General features: G+C 74.2%; 11 protein-coding genes. 1 reads left to right on the top strand and 10 read right to left on the bottom strand.

Going from position 1 to position 12,479, the window contains the following annotated elements; all coding sequences use genetic code 11:
• Positions 1 to 24: 24 nt before the first annotated feature.
• The 6 genes from topA to bldG all read right to left on the bottom strand — a co-directional run bounded on the left by topA (position 25) and on the right by bldG (position 7,606).
• Positions 25 to 2,940 carry a type I DNA topoisomerase gene (topA, locus tag ACW14Y_RS22885; RefSeq protein ID WP_402722899.1) on the bottom strand — a complete coding sequence of 972 codons (2,916 nt, stop codon included), beginning with the start codon at positions 2,938 to 2,940 and terminating at the stop codon, positions 25 to 27.
• A gap of 372 nt (positions 2,941 to 3,312) precedes the next feature.
• Entirely contained in the window at positions 3,313 to 3,777 is a 465-nt protein-coding gene (locus tag ACW14Y_RS22880; RefSeq protein ID WP_380299599.1) for a DUF3592 domain-containing protein, read from the bottom strand.
• Positions 3,778 to 4,055: 278 nt separating this feature from the next.
• Positions 4,056 to 5,588, bottom strand: a complete 1,533-nt coding sequence (locus ACW14Y_RS22875; RefSeq protein WP_380299600.1) for a DUF7059 domain-containing protein — start codon at positions 5,586 to 5,588, stop codon at positions 4,056 to 4,058.
• A 220-nt stretch (positions 5,589 to 5,808) separates the two neighbouring features.
• Positions 5,809 to 6,507, bottom strand: coding sequence for a hypothetical protein (locus ACW14Y_RS22870; RefSeq protein WP_380299601.1), 699 nt, complete (start codon positions 6,505 to 6,507; stop codon positions 5,809 to 5,811).
• A gap of 159 nt (positions 6,508 to 6,666) precedes the next feature.
• Positions 6,667 to 7,080, bottom strand: coding sequence for an ATP-binding protein (locus ACW14Y_RS22865; RefSeq protein WP_380299602.1), 414 nt, complete (start codon positions 7,078 to 7,080; stop codon positions 6,667 to 6,669).
• A gap of 184 nt (positions 7,081 to 7,264) precedes the next feature.
• The gene (gene bldG / locus ACW14Y_RS22860; protein ID WP_030392670.1) at positions 7,265 to 7,606 is read right to left on the bottom strand and encodes an anti-sigma factor antagonist BldG; all 342 of its coding nucleotides are present in this window, start codon (positions 7,604 to 7,606) and stop codon (positions 7,265 to 7,267) included.
• A gap of 222 nt (positions 7,607 to 7,828) precedes the next feature.
• Between bldG and ACW14Y_RS22855 the strand changes: the two genes are divergently transcribed.
• Entirely contained in the window at positions 7,829 to 10,303 is a 2,475-nt protein-coding gene (locus tag ACW14Y_RS22855) for a DEAD/DEAH box helicase (RefSeq protein ID WP_456983238.1), read from the top strand.
• Positions 10,304 to 10,327: 24 nt separating this feature from the next.
• Here ACW14Y_RS22855 and ACW14Y_RS22850 read toward each other — a convergent pair whose 3' ends face one another.
• The 4 genes from ACW14Y_RS22850 to ACW14Y_RS22835 all read right to left on the bottom strand — a co-directional run bounded on the left by ACW14Y_RS22850 (position 10,328) and on the right by ACW14Y_RS22835 (position 12,218).
• Positions 10,328 to 10,786, bottom strand: a complete 459-nt coding sequence (locus ACW14Y_RS22850; RefSeq protein WP_456983236.1) for an Rv3654c family TadE-like protein — start codon at positions 10,784 to 10,786, stop codon at positions 10,328 to 10,330.
• Positions 10,774 to 11,220, bottom strand: coding sequence for a TadE family type IV pilus minor pilin (locus tag ACW14Y_RS22845; protein ID WP_380385457.1), 447 nt, complete (start codon positions 11,218 to 11,220; stop codon positions 10,774 to 10,776). The genes ACW14Y_RS22850 and ACW14Y_RS22845 overlap by 13 nt, the downstream gene beginning before the upstream one ends.
• A complete protein-coding gene (locus tag ACW14Y_RS22840) occupies positions 11,210 to 11,557 on the bottom strand; it encodes a DUF4244 domain-containing protein (protein WP_456983234.1) in 348 nt (115 codons plus the stop codon). Before ACW14Y_RS22840 ends, ACW14Y_RS22845 begins: the two co-directional genes overlap by 11 nt.
• A gap of 124 nt (positions 11,558 to 11,681) precedes the next feature.
• Positions 11,682 to 12,218, bottom strand: coding sequence for a type II secretion system F family protein (locus tag ACW14Y_RS22835; RefSeq protein WP_456983232.1), 537 nt, complete (start codon positions 12,216 to 12,218; stop codon positions 11,682 to 11,684).
• Between the last annotated feature and the right edge of the window lie 261 nt (positions 12,219 to 12,479).

Below are 12,479 nucleotides of genomic sequence, written 5' to 3'. Positions count from 1 at the left end.
GGCCCGGGTGCCACCGACCGGGGATCAGCCCTCGTCGGTGGCGGTGGACTTGCTCGCGGCGGTGCTGCTCGCCGCGGTCTTCGCGGCCGCCGTCTTGCCGGCCGCGGTCTTGGCCGCCGCCGTCTTGGTGGCGGCCTTCTTCACGGTGGTGGTCTTCTTCGCCGCCGTCTTGGCCGCCGCCGTGGTCTTCTTGGCCGCGGTCTTGGTGGCGGTCTTCTTGGCCGCCGCCTTCTTCGCCGGGGCCTTCTTCGCCGTCTTCTTCACCGGCCCGCGCGCCCGCTTCTCGGCGAGCAGCTCGTAGCCGCGCTCGGGCGTGATGGTCTCGACCTCGTCGTCCTTGCGGAGCGTGGCGTTGGTCTCGCCGTCGGTCACGTACGGGCCGAACCGGCCGTCCTTGACCACCACCGGACGCTCGCTGACCGGGTCGGTGCCCAGCTCCTTGAGCGGCGGCGCGGCGGCGGCCCGGCCGCGCTGCTTGGGCTGGGCGTAGATCGCCAGCGCCTCCTCCAGCGTGACCGTGAACAGCTGCTCCTCGTCGGTGAGCGAGCGGGAGTCGGTGCCGCGCTTGAGGTACGGGCCGTAGCGGCCGTTCTGCGCGGTGATCTCCACGCCGTCCTGGTCGACGCCGACCACGCGCGGCAGCGAGAGCAGCTTCAGCGCCTCGTCCAGGGTGACGGTGTCCGGCGACATCGTCTTGAACAGCGAGGCGGTCCGGGGCTTGACCGCGTTCTTGCCGGTCTTGGGGGTGCCCTCGGGCAGGATCTCGGTGACGTACGGGCCGTAGCGGCCGTCCTTGGCGACCAGCATGTTGCCGGAGACCGGGTCCGGGCCGAGCTCGAAGTCACCGCTGGGCCGGGCCAGCAGCTCCTCGGCGAGCTCGACGGTCAGCTCGTCCGGCGGCATCTCGTCCGGGATGTCGGCGCGCTGGCCGGGCTCGCCCTCGACCTCGGAGGCACGCTCCACGTAGGGGCCGTAGCGGCCGACCCGCAGGGTGATGTCGTCGCTGATCCGGAACGAGCTGATCTCCCGGGCGTCGATCGCGCCGAGGTCGGTGACGAGCTCCTTCAGACCGCCGAGGTGGTCGCCGTCGCCGTTGCCGGCCTCGGCGGCGCCGCCCGCGACCAGGCCCTCGCCGGCGCCCTCGCCGAAGTAGAAGCGCTTCAGCCACGGCACGGACTTCGCCTCACCGGCGGCGATCCGGTCGAGGTCGTCCTCCATCCGCGCGGTGAAGTCGTAGTCGACCAGCCGGCCGAAGTGCTTCTCCAGCAGGTTGACCACGGCGAAGGAGAGGAACGACGGCACCAGCGCCGTCCCCTTCTTGAAGACGTACCGGCGGCCGATGATGGTGTCGATGATCGAGGCGTAGGTGGAGGGGCGGCCGATCTCCCGGTCCTCCAGCTCCTTGACCAGCGAGGCCTCGGTGTAGCGGGCCGGGGGCTTGGTCGCGTGGCCCTCCGGGGTGAGCTGCTCGGCGGCCAGCGGGTCGCCCTCGGTGACCTGCGGCAGCCGGCGCTCGCGGTCGTCCAGCTCGGCGTTCGGGTCGTCGGCGCCCTCGACGTAGGCCTTGAGGAAGCCGTGGAAGGTGATGATCTTGCCGGAGGCGGAGAACTCGACGTCCCGGCCGTCGGCGGCCCGGCCGCCCACCTTCACGGTGACCGACTGGCCGACCGCGTCCTTCATCTGGGAGGCGACGGTGCGCATCCAGATCAGCTCGTACAGCCGGAAGTCGTCGCCGGACAGGCCGGTCTCGGCCGGGGTGCGGAAGCGGTCGCCGGAGGGGCGGACGGCCTCGTGTGCCTCCTGGGCGTTCTTCACCTTGGAGGCGTAGGTGCGGGGCGCGTCCGGCAGGTAGTCGGCGCCGTACAGCTGGGTGACCTGCGCCCGGGCGGCGTTGATCGCGGTCTCCGACAGCGTGGTGGAGTCGGTACGCATGTAGGTGATGAAGCCGTTCTCGTACAGCTTCTGGGCCACCTGCATGGTCCGCTTGGCACCGAAGCCCAGCTTGCGGCTGGCCTCCTGCTGGAGCGTGGTGGTGCGGAACGGCGCGTACGGCGAGCGCCGGTACGGCTTGGACTCGACGCCGCGCACCGAGAACGCGGTCTGCTCCAGGGCGGCGGCCAGCGCGCGGGCGGCCTGCTCGTCCAGGTGCAGGGTGCCGGAGCTGCCCGCCTTGAGCCGGCCGTCCTGGCCGAAGTCGCGGCCGCTGGCGATCCGCTTGCCGTCGACGGAGGACAGCCGGGCGCCGAAGTTCTCCGGGTTGGCGGCGTCGGCGGCGGTGCGGCCGGTGCCGAAGGTGCCGACCAGGTCCCAGTACGAGGCCGAGCGGAACGCCATCCGCTCCCGCTCGCGCTCGACGACCAGCCGGGTCGCCACGGACTGCACGCGGCCCGCCGACAGCTTCGGCATGACCTTCTTCCAGAGCACCGGCGAGACCTCGAAGCCGTACAGGCGGTCGAGGATGCGGCGGGTCTCCTGGGCGTCGACCAGGCGCTGGTTCAGCTCGCGCGGGTTGGCCACGGCCTCCTGGATGGCGGCCTTGGTGATCTCGTGGAACACCATCCGGTGCACCGGCACCTTGGGCTTGAGCACCTGCTGGAGGTGCCACGCGATGGCCTCGCCCTCGCGGTCCTCATCGGTGGCCAGGAAGAGTTCGTCGGACTCCGCGAGGAGCGACTTCAGCTTGCTGACCTGGGACTTCTTGTCCGCGTTCACCACGTAGATCGGGGCGAAGTCGTGATCCACGTCCACCCCGAGGCGGCGCACCTCACCGGTGTACTTGTCCGGGACCTCGGCGGCCGTGCTCGGGAGGTCGCGAATGTGCCCGACGCTCGCCTCGACGATGTAGCCGGGGCCAAGGTAGCCCTTGATCGTCTTCGCCTTGGCCGGCGACTCGACAATGACGAGTCGCTGTCCGTGCGCGGTCTCGCTGCTCGGGGACACCTTCGCTCTTCTCTCCCGGTCGTTATGTGAGCTGGTCGGCGCTGGCAGCACGGGCTGCGCTCCGCCCGACCCCTCCACCGACCCGGGGCCGCCGCTGTACGACGACCCCACCAGCGGAGTGTGACCGTACCCCGGCCACCCTTGTCAAACGGACGGTTCCCGCGATTTCACCGGCAAGGCCGACCGACGCCACTCGAACGGTAACCCGACGACGACGGATCGCGCCCTGCGGAGGGGGCTTCGGCGGGTTTCGAAGGATGGAATGACGGATTTCAAAATCTGTCAACGGATTATGGGTGCGCCCGGGCGCCGCGGATGGTAGACGGCGGGCGGCGCCGCCGGGCGCGCCGCGAGGAGACAGGGGCTCTGCGGCTAGGCCGCGGCGAGGAGCAGGACGGCTCCGGCGGCCAGGCAGCCGAGGCCGAGCGCCGTCCACAGCAGGTCGGCGACCAGCGGCCGGGGACCGGCCTCCTCCGCCGCCAGCACCGCGTGGTCGGGGCGGCGCGGATCGTAGGCGATACGTACCGAACCGCCCGGTACGAGATGGGCCGGGCGGCGCAGCGGGGTGTGGCCCCGGGGCCGGGTCAGCACCAGCTCACCGGCCTCGCCGCCGGGCGCGCCCCCGGTCCGGCCCGCTGATTGACCTGCCGGCCGTCCGCCGGGCGCCGGGCGGGTGGCGAAGGAGAGCAGGGGCGCGCTGTCGAGCGCCCCGTGCACGTCGGACTCGGGGACCACGGTGGCGACGGCCGGCAGCCCCCGGCGCCGGATCCGGTGGCGCAGGAGCGCTTCGGCGGCGCACCAGAGCAGGAGTGCGCCGCCGAAGAGGGCGAGTATCACGCCACCCGCCGTCGCCGTCGTCGTTTCCACCCCGGCCGCCCCCAGTTCTGTCCACAGCCTGTGGACAGAGCCTCACAGTCCCGGACCAACGAGGGGGAGATGTTCGGCGACCGCCCGGCGAACCAGGGGAAACAGTGGGGTGAACCGGGCGCCGCCGGCGAACGCCCGCGTCGGAGCACCGGAGCACCGGGGCATGCCGGCGCACCCGGGACGCGTCCGTCCCGGGTGCCGCGGTCAGGCCGTAATCAGGACGCGATCAGGACGCAGGCTGGACGCGGTCAGGACGCGGGCTGGATGAACCCCTGCTCGGTGAGCAGCCGCAGCGACTCCGGCACCCGGTCGCGCAGCACCACCCGGTCCTCGCCCAGCAGTTGCGCGATCGCGTCGACGATCTCGCCCGCCGACAGCGTCCCGTCGCAGACGCCGACGAAGCCCGCGCCCACCGTGTCCACCTTGGTGGCCCGCCGCATCCCCCGGTTGTGGCGCAGGACCACGTGCTCCGGGTCCTCCGCCCCCGGGGCGCCCACCTGCTCCTGGACCACCTCGTCGGCCAGCACGTAGCGCGTCGCCAGCAGGGCCGCGTCGTCGTGGGTACGCAGGAAGTCCTGCCGGTCGAACCACTCCTCGATGTGCGGACCGAGCGGCTGCTCGACCGGGTGCGGCCACTCCTCCACCCGGACGGTCGGACGCTCGGCGCCGCCCGCACGCAGGGTGATCCAGCCAAATCCGATGCCCTCGACCCGGCCGGCCTCGAAGGCGTCCAGCCACTCCCCGTACCGGGCCTGGTAGTCGCCGCCGGCGCCGCGGTGGTCGCCGCCGTCGCGCAGCCACAGCTCCGCGTACTGGGCCACGTCCTGCACCTCGCGCTGGACGACCCAGGCGTCCAGCCCGGTCCCGGCGACCCAGCCGGCCAGCCGGTCCTGCCAGTCCTCGCCCTTGACGTGCTGCCAGTTGGCCAGCAGTTGGCAGTGCCCGCCCGGCTCCAGGTGGTCGGCGGCCGAGCGGACCAGGCTGCGGCACAGGTCGTCCCCGGCCATCCCGCCGTCCCGGTAGGTGAACCGCCCACCCGGCGAGATGACGAACGGCGGGTTGGAGACGATCAGGTCGAACCGCCGCTCCCCCACCGGCTCGAAGAGGCTGCCGGCGACGGTCTCGGTGCTGTCGAAACCGGACAGCGCCAGGGTCAGCTCGGTGAAGCGCAGCGCCCGCTCGTTGAGGTCGGTGGCGGTCACCCGCTGGGCGTGCCGGGCGGCGTGCAGCGCCTGCACGCCCGAGCCGGAACCGAGGTCCAGCACCGAGCGGACCGGCCGGCGCACCGTGATGTTGGCCAGCGTGGTGGACGCGCCGCCCACCCCGAGCACGAGGTCCTTGCGGGCCACGCCGTGCGCGGTCTCCCCGGAGCCGATCCCGCCCGCGCCGCCGACCGCGCAGCCCAGGTCGGAGACCACCCAGGCGTCCGAACTCGGCAGCCCGGACACCTCGTTCGCATAGGGCCGGACGTCCACGGTGGCGCGCACCGAGTCGCCGTCCGGGCGCAGCCAGCCGTCGGCCAGGCAGTCCTCCACCGGCAGCGCGGCGGCGGCCGCCCGGTAGGGCACGGGCTGCTGCAGGAGGAAGAGCCGCACCAGCGTCTCCAGCGGGCTGCCGCCACGGGTCGCCCGCAGCGCGGGCACCGCCTCGCTGCGGGCCAGCGCCGCGTACCCGGTGGGCCCGAGCAGGTCCAGGCAGCCGTCGGCGGTGTACGAGGCGGCGAGCAGCGCCTCGCGCAGTTTGGCGAGGCGGGTCGGGTCGAGAACGGGGCTACTGATCACCCCGCCATTGTCCCCCGCCCGCCCGGCTGTCCCGTCCCCAACACCGCCGCCCCCTCGGCCGATGACCGAGGGGGTGTGCGCCGGGCGGGTGGGCGTCAGGCGGGTGGGCGTCAGGCGGATGTACGTCGGGCAGGCGTACGTCGGGCAGGTGGGCGTGCGCCGGTGGGTGACGCTCAGCCCGGCGGGTGGTCCTGCGGGGGCCGGTGGGCCGAAGCGGGGATCAGCTCGCCGAGGCGGTGGGGGCCGGAGCGGACGGCGCCTGGGTACCGGAGGCATCGGTCGCCGCCGGGCTCGCACCGCCCGCCGTCCCGTCCGCGGGCGCGCCAGTGGCCCCGTCGGACGGAGCGCCGGTCGCCGGGGACGTCGGAGCGGCCGCGGCCGAACCCGGCTTGCAGCCCTCCTGCTTGGCCATCGCCGAGCCCAGGTCACCGCGCTGGAGCTTGCCCTGCGCCTGCGTGGAGAGCGAGGCCAGCTGCTGCACCTGGTCCGCCACACTGCGCAGCCCGTCGGCGAACTTCGCCTGGTCGGCGTTGGGAAGCGCGTCCAGCTTCTTCTGGACCTCCAGGTAGCCGTCGGCCGCCTTGGTGAGCTCGGTGACGGTGTCCTTCTGCAGGTTCGTACCGTCGTCGACCTTGGGCGCACCGGCACCGTCGATGGCGGCGGCGATGTCCTGGTTGGTCTTCGCCAGTCGGCCGATGTCCGCCGAGAGACGCTTCTGGAGGTCGGCCGGGGCCTCGCCGGTCTTCACCTGGCCGGTGTCCGCCAGCGCGGTCTGCGCCTGGGCGATCGGGTCCTTGGCAGCGCCGCAGACGTTCGCCGCCCAGGAGTCCAGCTGCTTGCTGTTGTCGTCGCCGCAGCCGACGGCGCCGAACGCGAGCAGCGCCCCGAGCGCGGGTACGGCCAGCAGTCGCTTGTTCACCGGGAGAGCCCTTTCGGTTTCGGTCGTCGAACTGCGAACCTACACGGCCGCCGCTCGACCCCCGATTCCCGTTCGGACCCGCTCTTCCGCACGACCCCCGGGCGTGCTCGCACCCGCTGGTCGGCACACCCGCCCGTCGCGACCCGCCCTCCGGACGTGTCAGACGGCGAGCGCGTCCGCCGAGACCGGCCAGCTCATCCGGATCAGACCGCCGCCGGCGCCGCTGGTGACCTCCAGGTCCTCGACCAGACCGGTGAGCACGGCGAGGCCCAGGGTGTCCTCGTCCTGGTCGCCGTCCGCCGCGGTGGACGGGACGGTGTCGAGGCCCGCTTCGTCCTCGACCTCGATGAGGAAACGCTTCTCCTGGTCGGTCAGCGCGACGCGCACCGCGCCGGTCACGCCACCGCGCCGGTGCAGGCCGACCGCGCGCGAGCACGCCTCGCCGACGGCGAGGCGCACCTCGTCGAGCACCGACTCGTCGACCCCCGCCCGTCTGGCCACTGCCGCGGCCACCAGCCGGGCCGTCCGCACGTGCTCGGGGAGCGCGCTGAATCGAAGTTCGACGGTTGCCATCTCTTCCCCCTCGGGGTGTTCCGACCGAGGCCGGACCTACGGCCCCGGTCGCTACGGGCCGGCGACGGCCGACCCGGGGACGACCGGACGGGCCGGGGCCACAGGGCCCCGGCGCCCGGACGCATGAGGAACGGACGGGCCGGTCACGGAGGACCGGCCCGGTCCGGTCGATCGGGTCGACTGATCAGTCGGTCGCCTGGACCGCGTCCTCGACCGAGGTGTGGATCGGGAACACCTTGGTCAGACCGGTGATCCGGAAGATCTTCAGAATGCGCTCCTGGTTGCACACCAGTCGCAGCGAGCCCTCGTGGGCACGCACCCGCTTCAGCCCGCCCACCAGCACACCGAGGCCGGTGGAGTCCAGGAAGTCCACGCCCTCCATGTCGACGACGAGGTGGTAGCTGCCGTCGTTGACGAGCTCGACCAGCTGCTCGCGCAGCTTGGGGGCGGTGTACACATCGATCTCGCCGCCAACCTCGACGACCGTGCGGTCGCCGACTGTACGGGTCGACAGGGACAGGTCCACGGAACCTCCAGCACCTTGCCTTGCTACGTCATTGCGATCCTCGGCCGGACGGCCGTCACCGCATGGTCGCGAACCCCGGGCACACCCAGCGAATGCGTGGCAAGCCTCGGCGCTGCGACCCCCGGCCGTACGGCCGTCACGGCCACATTCAACCACCTGCGACCATGACCGCACGATGGCTTAGGACGATTCTCCGTCACGCCGGTGACACACTGGGTCCTCATGCCGCCGCGTCACAGCCTGCCCGAGGCACTGCTCATGACCCTGTCCACCGCCCGGGGGCGGTCGGACCGGCTCACCCATACGGAGCACCTTCCCGCCCGGCCCGCCCGTTATGCGCCGTGGCCCGACTGGATCCGGCCGGAGATCGCCGCGGCCGCCCGGGACACGGGCGTCCAGCAGCCCTGGGCCCACCAGGCGGAGGCGATGAATCTGGCCAAATCCGGTCAATCTGTGGTGATCGCCACAGGAACCGCCTCGGGCAAGTCGCTCGGATACCTGGCACCGGTGCTGTCCGACCTGCTGGACGGCACCGAGGCCCGCAACGGCCGGGGCGCGACCGCGCTCTACCTCGCCCCCACCAAGGCACTCGCCGCCGACCAGCGCCGCCGGGCCGCGGAACTCGCCCCGCCCCGCGTCCGGGCCGCCCTCTACGACGGCGACACCCCGCCCGAGGAACGCGAGTGGGTCCGCCAGTACGCCTCCTACGTCCTCACCAATCCGGACATGCTGCACCGGGGCATCCTGCCCGCGCACGCCCGCTGGTCCTCCTTCCTCAAGACGCTCCGCTACGTCGTGGTGGACGAGTGCCACAGCTACCGCGGCGTGTTCGGCTCGCACGTGGCTCAGGTGCTGCGCCGACTGCGGCGGATCTGTGCCCGCTACGGCTCCTCCCCCGTCTTCCTGCTCGCCTCCGCCACCACCGCCGACCCGGCCGTCACCGCCCGCCGGCTGACCGGTCTGCCCGCCGCCGCGGTCACCGAGGACGCCTCCCCGCGCGGCCCGATGGTCTTCGGACTGTGGGAGCCGCCCCTCACCGAGAACGTCGGCGAACAGGGTGCGCCGGTCCGCCGGACCGCCACCGCCGAGGCCGCCCACCTGCTGACCGACCTGGTCGAGCGGGAGACCCGCACCGTCGTCTTCGTCCGCTCCCGGCGGGCCGCCGAACTCGTCGCGCTCCAGACCCAGGACCAGTTGGGCCGCCCGCTCGCCGACCGGGTCGCCGCTTACCGCGGCGGCTACCTCGCCGACGAGCGCCGGGCCCTGGAGCGCGAACTCCACTCCGGCCGGCTGCTCGGCCTCGCCTCCACCTCCGCCCTCGAACTCGGGGTCGACATCTCCGGTCTGGACGCCGTCCTGATGGCCGGGTACCCCGGTACCCGGGCCTCGCTCTGGCAGCAGGCCGGCCGGGCCGGACGGGAGGCCCAGGGCGCGCTCGCCGTCCTGATCGCCCGGGACGACCCGCTGGACACCTACCTGGTGCACCACCCGGAGGCGCTGTTCGCCACCCCGGTGGAGGCCACCGTGCTCGACCCGGACAACCCGCACGTACTCGCCCCGCACCTGTGCGCCGCCGCCGCCGAGCTGCCGCTCACCGACGCCGACCTGGAGCTGTTCGGCCCCTCGGCCGCTCCGCTGCTGCCGGTGCTGGAGCGTCGCGGACTGCTCCGCCGACGTGGCGAGGCCTGGTACTGGACCCGCCGCGAGCGGGCCGCCGACGCCGTCGACCTGCGGGGCAGCGGCGGCAGTCCGGTGCAGATCGTCGAGGCGCCGACCGGCCGACTGCTCGGCACCGTGGACGCCTCCGCCGCCCACACCACCGTGCACACCGGGGCCGTCCACCTTCACCGGGGCCGGACCTACCTCGTCCGGGACTTCGACCTGGAGAACTCCGTCGCCCTGGTCGAGCCCGCCGACCCGCCCTACACGACCTCCGCCAGGGACATCACCTCCATCTCCGTCCTCTCCACCGACACCACCGTCGACTGGGGCGAGGGCCGGCTCTGCTTCGGTTCGGTGGAGGTGGTCAACCAGGTGGTCGGCTACCTCCGCAAGCGGATCTCCACCGGGGAGATCATGGGCGAGAGCAAGCTCGACCTGCCGCCCCGCACCCTGCGCACCCGGGCCGTCTGGTGGTCCGTCACCGAGGACCAGCTGATCGACGCGGACATTCCGCCCGACCAACTGCCCGGCGCCGCGCATGCCGCCGAGCACGCCTCGATCGGCCTGCTCCCGCTGTTCGCCACCTGCGACCGCTGGGACATCGGTGGTGTCTCGGTGCCGCTGCACCCCGACACCGGACTGCCCACCGTGTTCGTCTACGACGGACACCCCGGCGGGGCCGGCTTCGCCGAACGCGGCTTCCGGCGGGCCGTGCAGTGGCTGACCGCCACCCGGGAGGCGATCGCCGCCTGCGAGTGCGAGCGCGGCTGCCCGTCCTGCGTCCAGTCGCCCAAGTGCGGCAACGGGAACGACCCGCTCGACAAGGCGGCCGCCGTCCGGCTGCTGGACGTCCTGCTCGCCGGTGCTCCCGAGGCCGCCGGGGCTCCCGAGGCCGCCGGGGCGGCGGGGGAGGCGGGGGCGGGAAACGCGGCAGGGGACGCCGGGGCGGCGGAGGACGCGGAGGTGGGCCCGGGAGCCGCTGGGACGGGCGAGACGGCCGAGGAGGCCGACGAAGCCGGCGGTTCCACGGACTGACCGGACGACTGCCCGCCCTGGGGCTCACGGGCCGCCTCCGGGCGGACCGGCCCCGCCCAGGCCCAGGGCGACCCGCGCCTCCTCGTCCGTCGGCGGAACCGCGGCCCGGAGCGGTCCGGCGCGGGCCCGGGCCCGCGCCGGACCGAGCGGCAACCGCACCGGGAGTCCCGTGACCGGCACCTCGGCCACCACCTCCACGGCGTCCGCCGGGAGGTCCGCCGCGCAGGAGACCACGGCGGCCGCCTGCGCCGCCGCCACGGCCCTCGCCCGGGCACAGCCTCCGTCCGCGTCCACCAACAGCCGGTCGGCGGCCGCCAGCGCGGCCAGGTCCGCGGCGGACTCCGCGCGGTGGCGGGCCCCGACCACCACGCCCAAGGAGAGCGCGGCGGTGAACGCCGTGCCGCCGAGCAGTACGCCCGCCAGCAGCCAGACCGTCGCCGAGCCGGTGTCCGACCGCCGCCCGCGAGACCTCACCCCGGCCACGGACCACCACCTCCCTCGGCTCCTTTCAGGGTGTCCTCCCTGGCCGCGACCGCCGTGGCGCCCACCCGCACCGCGAGCACCTCCGCGAACCGCCCCGGCGCCCCGTACGGCGCGTCCACGGTGACCCGGACGGTGTCGGACGCCAGGTCGACCAGGACCGCCGCACCGGGTGGCGCGGCCGCCCGCGCCACCCCGGCGGCATCGGCCTCCCCGCGCGCGGCCGCCCTGGCTCCCACGCGTGCCGCGTCGACACAGCGGAGTTGGGCGGCTGCCGCGAGGACGGCCCAGACCAGCAGCGCGGCCAGCAGCACCAGGGCCGGCAGTGCGACGGCGGTCTCGGCGGTGACGAACCCGGCGTCGCCACGCCGTCGGCCGCTCGGCCGCGCCGACGGCCGCTGCCCCGGGGGCGGAGCCGACGACGGGTCAGGTCGCATGGAGCGCCCGGTCCAGGGCGGCGTGCAGCGCCTCCATCACCGCCGCACTGGTCGCCACCTTGTAGAGCGCGGCCGCCACGGCACACGCCCCGAGCGTGCCGACCGCGTACTCCGACGTGGTCATTCCCGCGTCGGGACCGCCGAGCCCGATCCGGCCCCGACGCCGGATCGCCCGCCGAACCACGAGCCGGACCAACAACCGGGCCGCGTGCCGGCTCCGGACCACCGGCCTCCCGGGCGAGCGTCCCCAGCCCGGCCCCACGCCCGGGCCCGCACCCACGCCGGCCGTTCCTCTCCCCGTGCCCGCCACGACCACGGGACCGATCGCCAGGTCCATGAGTTTCCTCCTTGCCGCTCGGATGCTTCCGAGCTTCGAATCCGACAGGAGACCGTCGCACCGGCGGCCGCGCCGACCGATCGGCGGACCGCCCGGCACACGGCCGAGGCACACGGTCGATGCGTCACATCGACTGCGAGAAACGCGTGGTGAGCCCCACCACCACCGGGACGACACCGATCAGGACGAACGCCGGGAGGAAGCACAGCCCGAGCGGGGCCGTCGCGAGCACTCCCGCCCGCCTGACCCGGGCGTGCGCCGCCCGGACCGCCTCGGCCCGTTGGCCGCTCGCCAACCCGGCGAGCGCCGTTGCCGCCGGGGCTCCGCTCAGGCTCGTCCGGACCAGGCAACGGGCCAGCGGCGCCAACGGCAGGTGCTCCTCCCCGAGCCGGTGCCAGCAGAGCTCCGGGGGCGCTCCCAGGGCGAGTTCGGCCGCCGTGGACAGCAGCCGGGGCCCCATCGGGGCGCCGACGCTCCCGCCCACCGCCGCGACGGCCTCCGCCGGTGAGGCGGCCGAACCGAGGCAGGCCGCCAGCAGTTCGGCGGTGAGCGGCAACTGCCGCAGCAGTCTTGCCTCGTCCAGTTCGGCCCGCCGCTCCGCCGGTGACCTCGCCCGGGGCAGCCACCGGTGCAACCCGGCCGCCAGCAGTCCACCCGCCACCAGACCCGCCGTCCCGCCGAGGAAGACCGCCGCTCCGAGCCCGGCGCCCAGCGCCGTCGCCGCCCGTCGGACCCGCCCCGGCAGGGCCGGACTCCCCCGTGCCGTCGGCCGGCGCCGCGGCGTCCTCCCACCGACCCGCCCTCGACGCGACCGCTCCTCCTCACCCAGCAGGGCGGCCGCCCTGCGACGCGCCCGCCACCGGCGCCGGGCCCGGCCTCCGGCCGTCGCTCCCGCCAACACCGCCGCAGCGCACACCAACGG

Source organism: Kitasatospora sp. cg17-2 (assembly GCF_054031055.1).
This window is presented reverse-complemented; position numbering and strand designations above follow the sequence as displayed.